General features: G+C 61.2%; 16 protein-coding genes. 4 read left to right on the top strand and 12 right to left on the bottom strand.

Translation table 11 applies throughout. The features are described from left to right. Positions 1-1,650, bottom strand: a 1,650-nt coding sequence (alaS, locus tag PHI64_RS10725) for an alanine--tRNA ligase (RefSeq protein ID WP_299882449.1), incomplete at its 3' end; no start/stop codon positions are given. A 147-nt stretch (positions 1,651-1,797) separates the two neighbouring features. Here alaS and PHI64_RS10720 point away from each other — a divergent pair. Then, entirely contained in the window at positions 1,798-2,349 is a 552-nt protein-coding gene (locus PHI64_RS10720; protein ID WP_299882447.1) for a cob(I)yrinic acid a,c-diamide adenosyltransferase, read from the top strand. A 38-nt stretch (positions 2,350-2,387) separates the two neighbouring features. On the opposite strand, the gene murI is transcribed toward PHI64_RS10720, so the two are convergent. The 3 genes from murI to queG all read right to left on the bottom strand — a co-directional run bounded on the left by murI (position 2,388) and on the right by queG (position 5,145). Continuing rightward, on the bottom strand, positions 2,388-3,197 hold the full coding sequence (gene murI, locus PHI64_RS10715) for a glutamate racemase (RefSeq protein WP_299882445.1): 810 nt from the start codon (positions 3,195-3,197) through the stop codon (positions 2,388-2,390). Positions 3,198-3,264: 67 nt separating this feature from the next. Further along, positions 3,265-4,038: a hypothetical protein gene (locus PHI64_RS10710; protein WP_299882443.1), complete on the bottom strand. Its 774-nt coding sequence runs from the start codon at positions 4,036-4,038 to the stop codon at positions 3,265-3,267. Between the two features lie 9 nt (positions 4,039-4,047). After that, the gene (gene queG / locus PHI64_RS10705; RefSeq protein WP_299882441.1) at positions 4,048-5,145 is read right to left on the bottom strand and encodes a tRNA epoxyqueuosine(34) reductase QueG; all 1,098 of its coding nucleotides are present in this window, start codon (positions 5,143-5,145) and stop codon (positions 4,048-4,050) included. A 30-nt stretch (positions 5,146-5,175) separates the two neighbouring features. On the opposite strand from queG, the gene tsaE reads away from it, so the two are divergent. Both tsaE and PHI64_RS10695 read left to right on the top strand, forming a co-directional pair. Continuing rightward, positions 5,176-5,640 (top strand): tRNA (adenosine(37)-N6)-threonylcarbamoyltransferase complex ATPase subunit type 1 TsaE, encoded by a 465-nt coding sequence (gene tsaE / locus PHI64_RS10700; protein WP_299882439.1) that lies wholly within the window; start codon positions 5,176-5,178, stop codon positions 5,638-5,640. Then, a complete protein-coding gene (locus PHI64_RS10695; RefSeq protein ID WP_299882437.1) occupies positions 5,601-7,016 on the top strand; it encodes an N-acetylmuramoyl-L-alanine amidase in 1,416 nt (471 codons plus the stop codon). The genes tsaE and PHI64_RS10695 overlap by 40 nt, the downstream gene beginning before the upstream one ends. A gap of 26 nt (positions 7,017-7,042) precedes the next feature. On the opposite strand, the gene PHI64_RS10690 is transcribed toward PHI64_RS10695, so the two are convergent. The 7 genes from PHI64_RS10690 to PHI64_RS10660 all read right to left on the bottom strand — a co-directional run bounded on the left by PHI64_RS10690 (position 7,043) and on the right by PHI64_RS10660 (position 14,943). Beyond that, entirely contained in the window at positions 7,043-9,400 is a 2,358-nt protein-coding gene (locus PHI64_RS10690; protein ID WP_299882435.1) for a GspE/PulE family protein, read from the bottom strand. Between the two features lie 102 nt (positions 9,401-9,502). Further along, positions 9,503-10,273: a 3',5'-cyclic-nucleotide phosphodiesterase gene (locus tag PHI64_RS10685; protein ID WP_299882433.1), complete on the bottom strand. Its 771-nt coding sequence runs from the start codon at positions 10,271-10,273 to the stop codon at positions 9,503-9,505. A 151-nt stretch (positions 10,274-10,424) separates the two neighbouring features. After that, entirely contained in the window at positions 10,425-11,105 is a 681-nt protein-coding gene (locus PHI64_RS10680) for an FHA domain-containing protein (RefSeq protein ID WP_299882430.1), read from the bottom strand. Positions 11,106-11,129: 24 nt separating this feature from the next. Beyond that, complete coding sequence (locus PHI64_RS10675) at positions 11,130-11,867, bottom strand: protein phosphatase 2C domain-containing protein (RefSeq protein WP_299882428.1); 738 nt, start codon at positions 11,865-11,867, stop codon at positions 11,130-11,132. Between the two features lie 170 nt (positions 11,868-12,037). Then, positions 12,038-12,931 carry a succinate--CoA ligase subunit alpha gene (gene sucD, locus PHI64_RS10670; protein ID WP_296575072.1) on the bottom strand — a complete coding sequence of 298 codons (894 nt, stop codon included), beginning with the start codon at positions 12,929-12,931 and terminating at the stop codon, positions 12,038-12,040. A gap of 11 nt (positions 12,932-12,942) precedes the next feature. Beyond that, positions 12,943-14,103, bottom strand: a complete 1,161-nt coding sequence (gene sucC / locus PHI64_RS10665) for an ADP-forming succinate--CoA ligase subunit beta (RefSeq protein WP_296405339.1) — start codon at positions 14,101-14,103, stop codon at positions 12,943-12,945. Between the two features lie 288 nt (positions 14,104-14,391). Then, the gene (locus PHI64_RS10660; protein ID WP_299882455.1) at positions 14,392-14,943 is read right to left on the bottom strand and encodes a DUF2889 domain-containing protein; all 552 of its coding nucleotides are present in this window, start codon (positions 14,941-14,943) and stop codon (positions 14,392-14,394) included. Positions 14,944-15,140: 197 nt separating this feature from the next. Here PHI64_RS10660 and PHI64_RS10655 point away from each other — a divergent pair, with 197 nt between their 5' ends. Beyond that, the gene (locus PHI64_RS10655) at positions 15,141-16,985 is read left to right on the top strand and encodes a hypothetical protein (RefSeq protein WP_299882425.1); all 1,845 of its coding nucleotides are present in this window, start codon (positions 15,141-15,143) and stop codon (positions 16,983-16,985) included. A gap of 4 nt (positions 16,986-16,989) precedes the next feature. On the opposite strand, the gene PHI64_RS10650 is transcribed toward PHI64_RS10655, so the two are convergent. After that, positions 16,990-17,736 (bottom strand): Nif3-like dinuclear metal center hexameric protein, encoded by a 747-nt coding sequence (locus PHI64_RS10650; RefSeq protein ID WP_299882423.1) that lies wholly within the window; start codon positions 17,734-17,736, stop codon positions 16,990-16,992. Positions 17,737-17,803 lie beyond the last annotated feature (67 nt).

Below are 17,803 nucleotides of genomic sequence, written 5' to 3'. Positions count from 1 at the left end.
CTTGGCGGTGACGCCGTTGCCCACCGTGAGCTTGCCCGTGGTCACCACGCCATGATGGCCAAAAACGGTCGCCTGGATCTTCTGGGTGTCCTCGACGGCAAAGATGCCATGCACCGAGCGGAGCTCACCCCGGTCGCCCACCTGGCCGCCGGATTCGGCATAGAACGGGGTATCGTCCAGCACGACGACGCCCATGTCGCCCTCGCTAAGTTCATTTACCGCTACACCGTCCTTGTAGAGGGCCAGGATGTTGCCCTTGTGCTCAAGGGTGTCGTAGCCGTGAAAAGTGGTGGCCGGGCCGTCGTATTCGAGGTTGGCTGCCATCTTGAACTTGCCGGCGGCGCGGGCCTGTTCCTTCTGGCGGGCCATGGCCGCGTCGAAGGCGGCGCTGTCGACGGTCACGCTGCGTTCGCGGCAGACGTCTGCAGTGAGGTCGAGCGGGAAGCCGAAGGTGTCGTGCAGCTTGAAGGCAGTTTCGCCGTTGAACACGGTGTTACCGGCGGCGGCCATCGCGGCCAGTTCGCCTTCGAGGATGGCCATGCCGTTCTCGATGGTGGCGAAGAATCGGTCTTCTTCCTGCTTGAGGATGTCGGTGACACGCTGCTGACCGGCTTTCAGCTCGGGATAGGCCTCGCCCATCTCCGCCACCAGGTCGGGGACCATCTTGTGGAAGAACGCAGCGCGAGCACCCAGCTTGTAGCCGTGGCGGATGGCACGGCGGATGATCCGGCGCAACACGTAGCCGCGGCCTTCGTTACCGGGAATCACACCGTCGGCGATCAGGAAGGAGCAGGCGCGAATGTGATCGGCCAGGACTTTGAGAGACGGGCTGTCCATGTCGGCACCGGAGGTCTCACGGGCAGCAGCAGCGATCAGCGCTTGGAACAGGTCGATCTCGTAGTTGGCATGCACGTGCTGGAGCACGGCGGAAATCCGCTCAAGACCCATGCCGGTATCCACCGACGGCTTGGGCAGCGGATGCATCACGCCGGCCTCGTCGCGGTTGAACTGCATGAACACGTTATTCCAGATCTCGATGAAGCGGTCGCCGTCTTCTTCGGGCGATCCCGGGGGGCCGCCCCAGATGTGCTCGCCGTGGTCGTAGAAGATCTCGGTGCACGGGCCGCAGGGGCCGGTATCACCCATCATCCAGAAATTGTCGGAGGCGTAGCGGGCGCCCTTGTTGTCACCGATGCGGATCACCCGCTCGGCCGGCACGCCGATTTCCTTGGTCCAAATGTCGTAGGCTTCGTCGTCCTCGGCATACACGGTGACGGTGAGCTTGTCCTTGGGCAGCTTGAAGACAACCGTCAGCAGCTCCCAGGCGTAGTTGATCGCGTCACGCTTGAAGTAGTCACCGAAGCTGAAATTGCCCAGCATCTCGAAGAAGGTGTGGTGGCGTGCGGTGTAGCCGACGTTTTCCAAGTCGTTGTGCTTGCCGCCAGCCCGCACACATTTCTGCGAGGTGGTGGCGCGAGTGTAGGGGCGCTTGTCGAAGCCGAGGAACACATCCTTGAACTGGTTCATACCTGCATTGGTGAACAGCAGGGTCGGATCCTCATGGGGCACCAGAGAGCTGGAAGCTACGATCTGGTGGCCCTTGGAGGCGAAGAATTCGAGGAACTTCTGGCGGATTTCGGCGCTTTTCATCGGCGTGGTGTCTCCGGGTGTCTCAAACAGCGACGGTCGGGGATGGGTCAGGTTTCAGAGCCCGAAATTGTAGCATCCCTCCCCGCCCCGCCCGGCTGGCTATAATCGCCACTCCAATAACATCAACTCCATCAGGAGACAGCAAACATGGGCCACCGCCTTTCCAAGATCTACACCCGCACCGGCGACGCCGGCACCACCGGCCTCGGCAATGGCAACCGGGTATCCAAGAACAGCCTGCGCATCCACACCCTGGGCGAGGTGGACGAAGCCAACGCGGCCATCGGTGTGCTGCTGTGTGAAACCCTGCCTGAGGACGTGCAGACGCTGCTGACCAATGTGCAGCACGATCTGTTCGATCTTGGCGGCGAGGTTTGCATCCCGGGCATGGAGATGATCACCGCCAAACAGGTCCAGTATCTGGAGGATGAGCTCGACCGTTTCAATGACGATCTGGAGCCCTTGAAGGACTTCATCCTCCCGGGCGGCACCCGGGCGGCAGCCCTGTGCCACCAAGCGCGCACTGTGTGCCGGCGGGCCGAGCGGATGATCGTAGCCCTGGGCCAGGAAGAAGCAGTGAATGACGCACCACGTCAGTACCTCAACCGCCTGTCGGATCTGCTCTTCGTGCTGGGCCGGGTGCTCAACCGAGCTGGCGGCCGCGGCGACGTGCTGTGGCAGAAACGCAAGAACGCCTGACCGACCCAAGGCTGCCCTCCGGCAGCCTTGCCTCTTTGTTACCAGTCCACTTTCTCCACCAGCCCCAGGGAACGCCCCAGAAAGCGCTCGCCAATGGTCTGGAAGCGCAGAGGGATATCAGTGACGGTATAGCGGTATTCGGGCAGGCAGTCGCCCGGGTTGGCGATTCCCAGTTCAGCGAGCTTCTGTGCAGCCTGCTCCGCCACCGTGATGGCCGAATCCACCAGACGCACATCCGGCCCGACCACATCCTGCACCAGGGGCTTGATGAGCGGGTAATGGGTACAGCCCAGCACCAGCGTATCCACGTTCTCGGCCAATACTGGCTTGAGATACTCCTGAGCGGTAAGCCGCGTCACCTCATGCTCCAGCCAGCCCTCCTCGACGAGGGGAACAAACAGGGGGCAGGCCTGGGAATACACTCTCACCCCGCTATCCAGCCCGTGCATCCGACGGGCATAGGCGTTGCTATTTACGGTCGTCGGAGTACCGATCACGCCGATAGCCCGCGAACGGGACTCCACCACCGCCGCCCTGGCGCCTGCATCGATCACATCGAGCACCGGGATCGCCCCCGCCTTTTCCTTCACCACCTGGGACGCCACCGCCGCCATGGTATTGCAGGCGATGATGAGCATCTTGACCCCTTGATTAAGGAGGTGATCCGTGATCTGCCCGGTGAAGTGCTCAATGGTCGCCACAGATTTGACGCCATAAGGCACCCGTGCCGTGTCGCCAAAATAAGTGATGCTCTCGAGGGGAAGGCGCTCCATCAGCGCCCGGACGACGGTGAGGCCGCCCACGCCGGAATCGAAGACGCCAATGGGCAACGTGCCGTTATCGGACATGGTATCGGACGAAAATGGGGAGTGCGGATTCTACGCCAGTCCAGCCCTGATGGGCCCAGCGCAGGAATCAGTAGCCGAGGCGGGCAACCAACTCAGCCTCTTCCTCAGGGGTGAAGGCAAACTTGTAAATCGACTTCTCGTCCGGGAGTTCACGCCATTTCCCGCCAATCTCCTTGAGACGATTTTCAATGGTTGCGCAGGACAGGTGCATCAACAATGCGGGAGCCTTGACCCGCTCGCACATCCGCTCACCACCCATCTGCTTGAACTCAAGCAACTTCTCGTAGAAATCCCGGTGCCGGGGATTGATCTCGATGAGTATGTCGGTACATCCCTTGACCTTGTAGGAATAGATGTAGAGCAGATTGAACAGGGAAGCGATGAGGCGCTTCGAGCGCGCCGACGGATCAATGGCAAAGCGTCCGAACTCGCACAACTTGCGCCCCTGGGAACGCAGGCGTGCGGCCTCCATGCCGTACGTTTTGTCCAGGGCCAGCCCCGCAGGAGAATCAACGTTGACCGTCAACGTCGCATAAACCCGACCGAACAATTCGGCGTTCATGGTGAGCTGGTTGGGTTCGTCCAGTGAACCCAATTGCCCATAGCCACGCCAGGCGTATCGCTTCTGGATGAGCAGTTCGGTCTCACGGCGGCGCTCGCCATCGCGCATCAACATCTTGATGCGGAACTTGTCCTGACGCTCACTGGGTGCGTCGACCTTGGGGTCATCCTCGGCGATGCAAAGGGGATCAAACCGCCATGACTCCATGGCCGTGACTTCCGCGAGGGTTTGCGGCGCACGGTCATCCTGAACGGGGAGCTTTGGCGGCTTTCGAGACATCATTGCTTACTATACCGCGGCGGCGGGACGCGGAATATGGTGTTGTCGCAGAGCCCACAAAACATGCTCCCTGACCATCGGAGACGGATCGTTCCGTCGGGCCTCCAAAGCGGAGACAGCCATTGGCACGCCAATGGCATTCCCCAGCGCCACCGCAATATTCCTCGACCAGCGCTCGTAACCGATTCTATATATGGGACTACCTGTCATTCGCTCTTCGAAGATAACTTTCGACCACAGGAACAACTCTACCAGTCCAGCGCCATCAAGCCCATGCCGAGGTGTGAAATCGGACACGGTGGAGTGTCGAGCAAAACGGTTCCAGGGACAAACGAGCTGGCAATCGTCACATCCGTAGATGCGATTGCCGATAAGTGGCCTGAATTCCTCAGGAATGGCCTCCTTGAGCTCAATCGTCAGATACGAGATACACCGGCGGGCATCGACCTTGTAAGGTGCAACGATTGCACCAGTCGGACAGGCGGGGATGCAGGCAGAGCAATCTCCACAATGGGCGCTTACGGCCGCATCGACCGGCAAGGGCAGATCCGTATAGATCTCGCCCAAAAAGAAAAAAGACCCAGCCTGCCGGGAAAGCAGCAATGTGTGCTTGCCACGCCAACCCAGGCCAGCTTTCTCCGCCAAAGCCACCTCCATCACGGGGGCCGAGTCCACGAAGACCCTGTATCCATGGGGAGCCTCGGCACTGATCCGGTCAGCCAGTCGCTGCAGGCGGCTGCGCAACACCTTATGGTAGTCGCGCCCCAAGGCATAGCGGGACACATAGGCCTTTCCCGCATCGCCCAAGACCGCTGCAGGGCTCTCCCCGCCCCCCAGATAAGACATGCGCACCGAAACGACCCGGCGGGTCCCGGGGACAAGCGCCTCCGGCCGGGTCCGCTTGAGCCCGTGTTTATACATATAATCCATCTGCCCGTGGCAGCCGGCATCCAGCCAGGCCTGAAACCCGGGCTCGACATCTCGAAGATTCGTATCGGCAATGCCGACCTCGTCGAAGCCCAACTCCAGCCCCCACGTCTTGATATTGGCGGCCAAGGACGCAAGCTCGTCCTGCCTACCGGAAAGAAAATCGTGCCCCAAGCTCATTCTATTGATGATAACGGTCCGACTGCCCCCATGCACCTGCTCGATGAAAATGCCACCCTGGCCATGGGAGAGCGGCTGGCCCGTGCCCTGTCTGCGAGCCTGACGATCTATCTGGTCGGAGACCTCGGCGCCGGAAAGACGACCCTCAGCCGCGGCCTTCTGAGGGGCCTTGGCCACACCGGAAAAGTGAAGAGTCCGACATATACCTTGGTCGAACCGTACAAAGATTCTAGAATAGTCGTATATCACTTTGATTTTTATCGATTCACCCATGCAAGCGAGTTTCTTGAAGCAGGTCTGGAGGAATACTTCCAGGGTGACAGCATCCGCCTCGTGGAATGGCCGGAACGCGCCCACCCCTTTCTTCCCGCTGCCGATCTGGAAATCCGTCTGCAAGTTGATCCCAGCGGTGGGCGTGCTCTCACCCTGCGGCCGCTAAGCCGGGAGGGAGAAAAGTGTCTTCAGAATCTGGATACAAGCACACCACGAGCCTGACAGCGGCAGGCGGCAGCACACTGACACGCCGGCGCCTCATCGGGTCGGCTGCAGCCGGGCTGGTGCTGCTGGTCAGCCGCAAGAGCGTGGCCGCAGCAGCTGCTGCGTCGGTATTGGCCGTCCGGGTGTGGCCAGCCAAGGACTACACCCGCATCACCATCGAAAGCCGCGAACCCCTGGTTTTCAACCATCACACGGTGCGCAATCCGGAGCGACTGGTGGTCGACCTGGAAGGCCTTGAGCTGAACAGCGTCCTGCAGTCACTACCGACCAAGATCACCGGCCAGGACCCCTACATCCAGCTCATCCGGGCCGGTCGCAACCGTCCTGGCGTCGTACGCCTGGTGATCGAGCTCAAGTCGGAAGTCATTCCCCAGATCTTCACCCTGAAGCCCATTGGTGAATACGGCCACCGCTTGGTGCTGGATCTTTACCCTGCCGAACCGGTTGATCCGCTGCTGGCTCTGCTGGAAAAGCTGTCTCCGGAAGAAGCTGCCGCAGGCGGCGCAGCACCACCGGCGGCTCCCGAGAAGACTGAGGACAAACCCCCAAGACGGGTCGCGGATGCAGAACACAAACCCGCCCCTCCTCGCCCGGAAGCCCCTGCGGAGCGCCCACTCCCCCGCAAGCCAGGCGCCGATGACGAACCGGCGGTCACCCGCCTGATCACCATTGCCATCGATCCCGGACACGGGGGGGAAGACCCAGGCGCCGTAGGCGCCGCCGGCAGCTACGAGAAGAACGTCACCCTATCGGTGGGGCGACGCCTCAAGGCACGCATCGACGCCGAGCCCAACATGCGCGCAATGCTCACCCGCGATGCCGACTATTTCGTGCCGCTCCAGCAGCGGGTGGCCAAAGCCCGCCGTGTTCAGGCCGACCTGTTCGTGTCCATCCACGCCGATGCCTTCATCAGCCCGACGGCCCGGGGAAGTTCGGTCTTCGTGCTATCCGACAAGGGGGCTTCCAGCACTGCAGCGCGCTGGCTGGCACAGAAGGAAAACGCGGCAGATCTGATCGGCGGTGTAAACCTGAGCGTCAAGGACAGCCATCTGGCGCGAACCCTGCTGGATCTGTCCCAAACCGCCGCCATCAACGACAGCCTGAAGGTAGGCAAGGCCGTGCTGGGTGAGCTTGGGGGCATTAACCGACTCCACAAGGGCGAGGTGGAGCAGGCCAGCTTTGCGGTTCTCAAGGCGCCGGACATTCCGTCCATCCTCATCGAAACAGCATTCATCTCGAACCCCGAAGAGGAAGCACGCCTGAACGACGAGGCCTACCAGGACCGGATGGCAGAAGCCATCCTGCGCGGGCTACGGCGTTACTTCGCCAAGAATCCGCCCATGTCCAAATCCAAGCTCGCAAGCCTCAACTGACCCCACCCCGCTAACGGGGCCGTGATTCAGCGTATGCACACCTTGCGGATCTGCTTCAGGTCGGTGACCCCGCCCAGCACTTTTTCGATACCGTCCTGACGGAGGGTACGCATGCCTTCAGCGAGGGCCGCCGACAGCAGCGTGGCCACCCTCGCCCGTTCCTGAATCAGCGCCTTGATGCGATCGGACCCGACCATGAGCTCATGGAGACCGAGCCGCCCCTTGTAACCCGCATTGCACTGATCACACCCCACCGACTCATAGAGGGTGAAGCGCCCTTTGCTGTCGGCATAACGCTGACGCCACGCCACCATGATCTGCTCCCGCGCAGCCACGGCGTCCTCCACGAAAGCAGGGGTTTGACGAAGATCCTCACAGTACTCGTCTAGCATATGCCGGATCTCATCCTCACCAGGATGGTAAGCCTTCTTGCATTTTCCGCACAGACGCTTGGCGAGCCGCTGGGCAAGGATGCCGAGCAGGGCGTCAGCAAAATTGAAGGGGTCCATACCCATGTCGAGCAGGCGCACGATGGATTCCGGCGCGCTATTGGTGTGCAGGGTGCTGAACACAAGGTGCCCGGTGAGGGAAGCCTCAAGACCGATCGACACGGTTTCCTTGTCCCGCATTTCACCCACCATGATGACGTCGGGGTCGGCGCGCAGAAAGGAACGCATCACCGTCGGAAAATCCAGGCCGGCCTTGCGATTGACCTGCACCTGGCGCAGCCCCTTCTGGGTGATTTCCACCGGATCCTCCGCGGTCCAGATCTTGGTCTCCGGGGTGTTGATGTGGCCGAGGATGGAATGCAGCGTGGTCGTCTTGCCCGAACCGGTAGGGCCGCAGACGAAGAAGATCCCGTAGGGCTTGGCGATGGTCTGCTGGAGCCGCTCGTAGTTGCTCTCCAGCAGACCAAGCTTGTCGAGGGGTAGTGGCTCACTGTTGGCCAGCAGACGCATGACCACATCTTCCATCCCACCCGTGGTCGGCACCGTGGCTACACGCAGTTCGATGTCGAGGGGCCCGAAACGACGGAACTTGATCTTGCCGTCCTGGGGCTTGCGCCGCTCGGAGATGTCCAGATCGCACATGATCTTGATGCGCGTGACAATAGGGCTGCGATAGCTGGACGGAACTTCGATGTAGGGAACCAGCGAGCCATCACGACGAAAGCGGATCTGCGTCTTCTCCTTACCCGGGCGCGGCTCGATGTGGATGTCGGAGGCCCCCTGCCGATGGGCATCGATGATGATGCGATTCACCAATTTGACAAGCTCGTTGTCGGCCGCAGCGGAGACATCCTCGGCGATCGGATTGCCATCTCCATCATCGTCATGCATGTCCGAGAGGAGATCAGATACCGATGCATCATCACTAGTGCCGCCCCCGAAAAACTGGGCGACGGTCTGCATGAACTCCACCTGAGTGGTGACACAGAACACCGGCGTGGCTTTCGGGAACACGTTCTGGACAACGCGGGACGCGATCGCCTGCTCGGGATCGGTCACCAGGGTCAGCAGCCCATCTGGATTCTCCTCAAGGGGGAGCCACTGGGCCTGCTGCACATAGTCTTTCTTCAGGTTTCTGAGCAGATCCAGCGGCTTGACCCGATCTGGCCGGAAAGGCTCGTAGGGAACGCCAAAAAAACGTGAGATGGCGCTACCGATATCCACTGGTTTGAGCTTGTAATCGTCGAGCAGCAACTGCTCGACGGAGACGCCCAGCTCCCGAGCCTGGCTGGTGGCGGCCTCAAGCTCGGCACTGGTAAGTTTGGCATCATTGACCAGGCCTTCATACTTGGACTTCGGCTGCACCAATGCATGGCGGCGGTGCGCAAAAGCCACCGCAAGCGTCTGCCCGAGGCCCTGAATGCCCTCCTCGGCGATGGCCGAGAAGATCTCTCCGCTGCGGGTATTGATGAGCTGGATGACCCCCAGCACATCGCCCGTCTCCGCACTGGCAATGGGCGCAACGAGCATTTGATGGCAGCGATAACCTGTACGCTCGTCAACCTCCCGGCGAAACTCCATGCGCATCGAGATGGCCTTGAGCTCATGCTCATCGTAGGCGTCATGGATGTTGAGCATCTGTCCGGTCAGCGCAACATAACCCGCCACACTGTTCTCGGCGATCGGCAGGCGAATGGTACGAATGCTGTGCAACCCGGTTTTCACTCTGGACGAGATGGTGGTCTTGCTCTCGTCAACCACATAGATCGTCAGACGATCTGCTGCGAACAGCGAGCAGATGTCAGCTGACAGTTCGAAAATGATCTCGTCGATATTCTCGGTGGCATGGATGCGGTTGGTAACCGTCTGCAGCCCCTTGAAAAAGGCCAGACGGCTGGCGACATCACTCACACCACCCTTATGAATGCTGCTCATGCTTGGGTCAGTTCCGGAAAAATGGGCCCCGACCATTGCGGGGCAGGAGACCTGAAAAAGACTCCCGGGCGGGCTTCCCGTTCCCTACGCCAGGTTCTGGGCTCAGAGGGCCAGTTCAAGCCCGTTGTACAGCGCCCGAGGTGAGAAACGGCCACAGTAACTGAGGATCTCATCCAGGGTTGTTTGCGCCCGACTGGGCTTGAGGTGGGTGATCCACACCTCCGGATTCGATTTGATCCGCTCGAGAAAAACCGCCAGCAGGCTTGGGCAGAGGTGCCGCGAGGCCAGCGCCAGATCATGGAGCGCATCGGGAAATGCAGTTTCGACCAGCAGATAACGCAGATCGGGAATGTCGTTGATGGCAGCAATCAGCGGCTCCGAGTAGGTCGTATCACCCGAGAACACCAAGCTGCCTCCTTCACCGGACACTTGATAGGCCACCGCCGGAACGGTGTGCAGCGCAGGCAGAGCCTTGATCTGTCGCCCGCCACCGAGCTTTGCCGTTTCATCCACCCGCATTTCCTGGAAACGCAGGAAGGGGTTGTGACGATCAGGGATGGATGAAAAATCCGGCCACACCAACCAGTTGAAAATGTGGGAACGCAGGATACGCAGGGTCTCCGGGGAGCCATGCACGACAATGGGCATGGATCGCGCCTCCCCTACGGTGTCCACCAGCAAGGGGATCATCGCGATGTGATCCAGGTGCGCATGGGTGACGAAGACATGATCAATCCTGAGGAGTTCGTCGTACTCCAGGTCACCCACCCCGGTGCCTGCATCGATCAGGATGTCATGATCGACCAGCAGCGCCGTGGTGCGCTGGTCGCGCCCTCCGATACCGCCGCTGCACCCCAGAACCCGCACCTTCATCTTGTACCCATGAAATTCCGCAAGAGGGGCAACCGGACGGCATGCCCAGACACCGAAATGAAATCCAACGCAAGTGCAACAGAATACGATCCGACGGAGACATTTGGCGTCAGAAATATCACGTTCCGGTAACGCGGCCCCGCAATCTCCACTATTGCTGGGCTGTCTGGGAGAAAAACTCCATCTTGACGCCGGCGATCTCGATTATGTCATGATCATTGAGGCGATGGGCCTGGGCATCGAGGGAATGGCCATTGACGACGGGAAAGACAGTGCCTTCCACATGGGTAATGAAATAGCCGTGGGGACGGCGGGTGATCACCGCTACCTGGGTACCCGGCTTGCCCAGCGTGGTCAAGGATTTGGACAACTCCAGCGTCCGGCCCGCGTGGGTTCCACTGAGGATCTGGATCATGCCAACGACGTTGCTGACCGGCGCCACCACAGGATCGGCAGACTGAGCTGCGGCGCTGGCGGTGGACGACTCGACAGCCACGGCAGAACCGAAGGCCATAGCCTCATCCTGTTCAGACGCCCCCGCACTGTGCTCAGTGAGAAACTTAAGGCGATATTTGCCCAGTTCAACCACGTCGTTATTCTGGAGAACGTGCTTCTTGACTGGCTGGCCGTTCACGTATGTACCGTTGGTGCTGTTCAGATCCTCCAGAAAGGCGTCGTTCTGGATGGTCACGATCGCCGCATGCTCACCGCTGATGGCCAGATTATCGATCTGAATATCGTTGTGAGGCTTGCGGCCGATGGTCGTGCGCTCCTTCTCGAGAGGCATTTCCTTCAACACCAGACCATCCATGCTCAAAATCAACCTGGGCATTGCTTTTCCTATCCGAAACCAGCCTTAACCGAGCTCCGTGCCAAGCCGCACGGAGGCACAAGATGACACCACGATCACCGACACATTATCCATCCCACCCCGATCATTCGCCAGATCGACCAAGTGCTCTGCTGCCACCTGAGGACTGGCGCCAAGCGTTGCCAGGATTTCGGCGATATCCAGATCGGGCACCATGTCGGTCAGGCCATCAGAGCACAGGAGGTAATGATCATGGGGTTCGACGTCAAACGCACCTACGTCCGGAACAACGTCCGCCTCCACGCCGATCGCCCGGGTCAGCAGGCCACGCAGCGCCGGAGGCCCCTCGGATGCGGACCCAATCATGCCCGCGTCGCACTGCGCCCGCAATACACTGTGATCCCGGGTGAGACATTCAAGCGTGTCTCCACGCAGGCGATAGAGACGCGAATCACCGACATTGGCTATCAGCAACACCCCGTCGGCCCGAAAACAGGCCGCCACGAGCGTGCTGCCCATGCCCCGTAAACCAGGGTCACGACGGGCTGCCATGAAAACGGCGCGATTGGCGAGATGGGCGGCATGGCGCAGATCATCCTCGACCAGCGTCCCCATTTCCACAGCGAGCAAGCGATCCATCCAGGTCAGCACAGTCATCCTGGCGGCCTCCGCGCCACCCGCATGACCACCCATACCATCGGCCAGAACGGCTAAGCCCCGTGACTCGTCACAGGCGACGCAGTCCTCATTGCGCAAGCGCACCTGCCCAACATGGGACGCCATCGCCATCCGCCAGCTAGCCCTGCCTTTGCTCACACTCAACCTTCAGCCATAAACGGAGTGACTTTACCTGAAGCAGCCAGGCGGCAATCCCCGCAAAAGCTGCCCCACAAATAAAAACCGCGCCCGGGCATCAGCGCGGGCGCGGTGCGAATCAGGCTCGAAAGCCGAGATTACAGCATGGCCTTCAGCAGCTTGGCCATTTCAGACGGGTTGCGCGTCACGGTGAAACCGCACTCTTCCATGATGGCGAGCTTGGCATCGGCCGTATCGGCACCGCCGGAGATCAGCGCACCAGCATGGCCCATGCGCTTGCCCGCGGGAGCAGTCACACCGGCGATGAAACCGACGATCGGCTTCTTCATGTTGGCCTTGCACCACTGGGCGGCTTCGGCTTCGTCCGGACCACCGATCTCACCGATCATGATCACAGCATCGGTATCGGGATCTTCGTTGAACATGCGCATCACGTCGATGTGCTTCAGACCGTTGATCGGGTCACCACCGATACCGACGGCGGAAGACTGGCCCAGACCGATTTCGGTCAGCTGGGCAACAGCTTCGTAAGTCAGGGTGCCGGAGCGGGAAACCACGCCGATGCGACCCTTGCGGTGGATGTGACCCGGCATGATGCCGATCTTGATCTCTTCGGGGGTGATGAGGCCCGGGCAGTTGGGGCCCAGCAGCAGGGTTTCCTTGCCGCCGGCAGCAACCTTTTTCTTCATCTTGTTGCGCACTTCCAGCATGTCCCGGACGGGGATGCCTTCGGTGATGCAGATGGCCAGGTCGAGGTCGGCTTCAACGGCTTCCCAGATCGCAGCAGCAGCGCCAGCGGGCGGCACGTAGATCACGGAGACGGTGGCGCCGGTTTCGGCGGCCGCTTCCTTGACGGAGGCGTAGATGGGGATGTCGAAGATCTTCTCGCCAGCCTTCTTGGGGTTCACGCCGGCAACGAAGCATTCCTTGCCGTTGGCGTATTCCTGGCACTTTTCCGTGTGGAACTGACCGGTCTTGCCGGTGATCCCCTGGGTGATGACCTTGGTGTCTTTGTTGATCAGGATGGACATTCGCTAACTCCTTACTTGACCGCGTCGACGATCTTCTGGGCCGCTTCGGCCATGGTGTCGGCAGCGATGATCGGGAGGCCCGAATCGCGCAGGATCTGCTTGCCGATCTCTTCGTTGGTGCCCTTCATGCGGACAACCAGCGGAACCGACAGATGCACTTCCTTGGCCGCGGTCACAACGCCGGTAGCGATGGTGTCGCAACGCATGATGCCGCCGAAGATGTTGACGAGAATGCCCTTGACCTTGGGGTTCTTGAGCATGATCTTGAAGGCTTCGGTCACCTTCTCGGTGGTGGCACCGCCGCCCACGTCGAGGAAGTTGGCCGGCTCGGCGCCGAACAGCTTGATGGTGTCCATGGTAGCCATGGCCAGACCTGCACCGTTCACCAGACAGCCGATGTTGCCATCCAGGGAAATGTAGGCCAGATCAAACTTGGAGGCTTCGATTTCATCGGCATCCTCTTCATCCAGATCGCGGAACTCGACGATTTCGGGATGACGATAGAGGGCGTTGGAGTCGAAGTTGAACTTGGCGTCCAGAGCCTTGATGGTGCCGTTGCCTTCCAGGATCAGCGGGTTGATTTCCGCCAGGGAAGCATCGGTTTCCATGTAGGTGGTGTACAGCTTCTTGAGGGTGTCCACAGCCTGAGCGGTGGAGCCTTCGGGAACGCCGATACCGTTGGAGAGATACAGGGCCTGTTCGTCGGTCAGGCCGGTGGCCGGATCAACGAAGACCTTCAGGATCTTCTCGGGGGTGGAGTGGGCGACTTCCTCAATGTCCATACCACCTTCGCTGGAGGCCATCATGGCGACCTTCTGCGTGGCACGGTCAGTCAGCGCGGCAACGTAGTATTCTTTCTTGATGTCGGCGCCTTCCTCGATGAGCAGGCGACGCACCTTTTGGCCTTCGGGCCCGGTCTGATGGGTGACCAGTTGCATGCCGAGAATCTGCCCGGCGTACTGGCGCACTTCGTCCAGGGACTTGGCGACCTTTACGCCGCCGCCCTTGCCTCGGCCGCCGGCGTGAATCTGAGCCTTGACGACCCAGACCTTGCCGCCCAGCGTTTCCGCTGCCTTGACTGCCTCATCGACTGAGAAGCACGGCACGCCGCGCGGCGTCGTGACGCCAAATTTTCTCAGGATTTCCTTGCCCTGATATTCGTGAATTTTCATGGTTGCCCTTCGATCGAAGTCTTGGCCTTATAAAGGCCGCTCACGCTTGGTTGATGGGACTCTTCGGAGCACACCCGTGCTCCGCGATGCGGTACGCCGTTCTCCCTCGTCCAGCGTACGCACCGCTCCGCCCCCTCATACAATCTGATCACCATTGAGCAGATGCATAAAAGGACGGTCTTGACTCCGCAACATCCCGGACTACTCCGGATTACGGATCAAAGGATTATATACGAAAGAGAACGTGCGGCCGGTTTCACGCCGCAGTGCACACCTTCAGGCCACCACTCACTTCGCCGCAGGGCCCCGATACCAACGCGGGTAGTAACGCATGACGGTCTCCGAGGTTGTTTCAAGGGCATGGCAGCGATCCAGCTGGAATGGCTTTTCACCGTCATCCTCGTTATCTCGCCGGAAGGTGGCGAATGTCTGGATCGCCGCAGTGGGAAGAGACAGCAGCAACTCGGTCAGGTGCGAGCAGCCTCGCACGTCTGCAAACATCTCGCCGACGGTACGCCGGAACCCCCGCACGAGATTCAGGCCGATGAGCTGACGATAGGCCGGACCGATGGTGTCGCAACCACCGGGATAGGGAACCCAGTCAGACACGGCCTCAACATCAACAATGAAGAACCCCGGATCAATGGTCACCCGTACCAGCAGGTCGTGCACAGGGTCACCAACCCGGCGTACGCCGGACGCGATGGGATAGTCCACGTCCTTTAGGTCGGTGATGCGGGCATCCAGATCAAGGAGACCATCATCACGCATGAACCCCTGGATTTCGACCCGGCGGGTATGAGCGCGGGTACGCGGGGAGGCAGGCTCGGAAAGAGGCATGTCAGTAGGGCGAAGAAAATCGATCAGGCAAAATAAGGTAAAAAAAGGCGTGTACGGCACCAACTGCAACACTCCGCGCCTCCAGCAGCCGACAAGTCGGCGCGGCACGCTGCAAACTTCTTTAGAATACTGTAGCTTCGGCTATGGCGCGAAGGTTCCGCCGTAGCCCAACATACCCACAAGGCCACCTTAGCCGGATGTCCAACGTCCCCTTGATGAACCTCGCGCGCAAAACAATCCCCCTCCTGATCGCGACGCTTGCCCCTTTCTGCGGAGCCGCCGCCCACGCTGCCGGCCTGGGTGAGCTCACCACTCACTCATCCCTGGGAGAACCCTTGCGCGCCGAAGTGAGGCTGATGCGGGCACCGGGAGAGGACATCGACGCGAACTGCGTCAAGGCAGTGCCCGGTGGCAGTGACGACATGCCGTGGATTAGCAATGCCCGGATCAGGCTCGTCGGCGACAGGCTGCTGGTCACCACGCGGGAGCCCGTCAATCACCCTGTCGCCATGCTTGGCCTGCGGGTTGCCTGCGGCTTCGAGCTACGCCGGGAATTCACGCTCCTGCTGTCTCCCCCCGCCGTCGGCCGCACGGCCCAGCTGATTGACACTCCTGTTGCGGCCCCGGACAAGGCCCTGGACAACACACCATCCTCAGCGGCAACGAACCGCCGCACCACCCCCAGCCCTGCAGCTGCGCGTCAAACCCCCCGCCCGGCCACCACCGCACAACGCACTGCACCAGCACCTGCCAAGGCCGCTACCCCGGCACGCCAGACCGGGCCCGCTCCGGCGACAGCGACGGCCACAACCCCGCTTCGCACCGCAGCACCCCGCACCTCCGAACCCGCGCACCAAGACCGTCTCGTCATTGGGGCCGGTGACGAGGCCAGCCTGGTACCGTTGCGCATGTCGGCCCAGCTCGCCAACCCGCCAAAGAGTGACGACAGCAGTGCCTCGCCGATCCCACGCAGCCAGGAACAGCGCACTCTGGCAGAGATCGACGACCGCATAGCGGCGCAGCTTGAGCTGGATGAGAAGATAAAGCGCCTGGAGGAATACCAGGCCCTGCTCAAAGAAAGGGTGGCCCAACTCGATCAGAACCGCAAACCCGCCGCCGCACCGGTGCAAGCCACATCGCCAGCAGGCCAGCAGGCCGAGACGGATGGCATGCAGGCACTGCTAGAACAATGGGCGGCCCCGGTCGCCGGCCTTCTCGCCGTTCTGCTGGGGGGTGGCGCGCTGATCTACCTGAGGCGCCGACGCAGCAACACCGATGCTCCGACCCTGAGCGAACCCGAGTTCCACACCACGCTGCAGCACCCGGCCCCCCCGGTCGGTGCCATCAGGCCAGAGCATGTCATTGCCCCCTCCGCCGCCAGCATCGAAGCCGTTTCGTCCCTGCCCGAGATGCGGGCGTCCGCCCCCCGCAGCCAGCCGTCGGCACAGGCCGATAGCAGCGCAGAGTGGTCGGAACCCACCTTTGCCCCGGCACACCCGATCCCCTTCGACGAGAATGTCGACGAGCACGACTCAGCCCTCGAACTGGCCGAGATCATGATGTCCTTCGGGCGCACCCAGGGTGCCGCCGAGACCCTCGCCGACTACATCCGCAATAACCCCCGGCAGGCCGTGAAGCCCTGGCTCAAGCTGCTTGAGGTCTATCATGTGGCCGGCATGCGTGCCGAATTCGAAGCCCTGACCCGCCAGCTCAACAAGACTTTCAACGTCAAGATGATCAGCTGGAGCGACTTCAAGACCATTCACGGCGGTGCCGATACGGTCGAGCAGATGCCCCACGTCATCCAGCGCCTGCAAGACGTGTGGGGCACCCAGGAGGCCCAGGCCTATATCCACCAACTCCTGCGCGACAACCGCAACGGCACCCGCCAGGGCTTCCCGCTGACCGTGGTCGAAGAGTTGCTGCTGCTGCTGGCCGTCCTCGACGACGAGCTGGGCACCTACAAGCCGCCCAACGAACTGAGCCTCGTGGAGATGGAGCCGCCCCGCGGCGCCGAAGACCGGAACAGCGCCGCAGCCTGAACCCTCAGACCGGGTTATCCACCTCCACAAAACTCACTTCGAGCCCGAAGCGCTCGGCCAGGTGTGCCCCCAGCGCCTGCACCCCGTAACGCTCGCTGGCGTGATGGCCAACAGCGAGATAACTCACCCCCGACTCCCGCGCCAGGTGCGTGGTCTGCTCCGACGCCTCTCCGGAAACAAAGCAATCCACACCACAGGCAATCGCCTGCTCGAAGTAGCCCTGGGCTCCGCCCGTGCACCACGCGATCCGCGCTACCGTCTTTGCCGGATCGCCCAGCAGCAAGGGTTCCCGCCCAAGCCGGGCTGCCACCTGCCGGGCCAATAAATCGCCCCTCGTGGCCTGGGGCAACCGACCTGTCCAGCCAATATCCTGCTCGCCGAAGCGCCCCTCCGGCGTCCAGCCCATCAGACGCGCCAACTGGGCGTTGTTGCCCAGATCCGGATGGGCATCCAGGGGCAGGTGATACGCAAACAGGCTGATGTCGTGGTTCAGCAGGCTACCCAGGCGCTTGCGACGCAAACCGGTGATCACGCCGTCCTCGCCGCGCCAGAAATACCCGTGGTGCACCAGCACCGCATCGGCCTCGCGGGTCACCGCCGCATCGAGCAGGGCCTGGCTGGCGGTCACGCCGCACACCACGCGCTGGATCTCAGCGCGTCCTTCCACCTGCAACCCGTTTGGGCAATAATCCCTGAAGCGCCCAACTTCGAGCAGATTGTCGAGATAACGCTGCAATTCGGCTCTTTCCATGGCCGCCACTCCTTAAAACCCAAGCACTCCGGCTGCGCACCCGCGCGCCACCTGCACGCCATTTTAC

The organism is Zoogloea sp., from assembly GCF_028689785.1.
In the GTDB taxonomy this organism is placed as follows: domain Bacteria; phylum Pseudomonadota; class Gammaproteobacteria; order Burkholderiales; family Rhodocyclaceae; genus Zoogloea.
The sequence above is the reverse complement of the archived record's forward strand: the minus strand, read 5'-3'. Positions and strand labels throughout refer to the sequence as shown.